Origin of the sequence: Shewanella mangrovi, from assembly GCF_000753795.1 — a bacterium.
GTDB classification, from domain to species: domain Bacteria; phylum Pseudomonadota; class Gammaproteobacteria; order Enterobacterales; family Shewanellaceae; genus Shewanella; species Shewanella mangrovi.
In genome coordinates this window covers 1-564 of sequence record NZ_JPEO01000044.1, presented here as the reverse complement: position 1 = coordinate 564, position 564 = coordinate 1, and the positions used below count along the sequence as shown (strand labels likewise).

Annotated in this window: 1 rRNA gene; it reads left to right on the top strand. The window is 50.9% G+C overall.

Annotated features, from left to right (window positions below):
* A 23S ribosomal RNA gene (locus tag HR45_RS18925) occupies positions 1-564 on the top strand; the annotation flags it as partial.

The following is a 564-nucleotide window of genomic DNA, read 5'->3' as shown; positions in this document are numbered from 1 at the left end:
GTTAACTGCGCGTTTAGTTGCTAGGTGTAGACCCGAAACCCGGTGATCTAGCCATGGGCAGGTTGAAGGTTGAGTAACATCAACTGGAGGACCGAACACACGTCTGTTGAAAAAGACGGTGATGACTTGTGGCTGGGGGTGAAAGGCCAATCAAACCGGGAGATATCTGGTTCTCCTCGAAAGCTATTTAGGTAGCGCCTCGAGCGAATACCATTGGGGGTAGAGCACTGTTAAGGCTAGGGGGTCATCCCGACTTACCAACCCTTTGCAAACTCCGAATACCAATGAGTACTACTCGGGAGACAGACGGCGGGTGCTAACGTCCGTCGTCAAAAGGGAAACAACCCAGACCGTCAGCTAAGGTCCCAAAGTTATTGCTAAGTGGGAAACGATGTGGGAAGGCTCAGACAGCTAGGATGTTGGCTTAGAAGCAGCCATCATTTAAAGAAAGCGTAATAGCTCACTAGTCGAGTCGGCCTGCGCGGAAGATGTAACGGGGCTAAGCAATACACCGAAGCTACGGGTACATACTTTGTATGTGCGGTAGAGGAGCGTTCTGTAAGC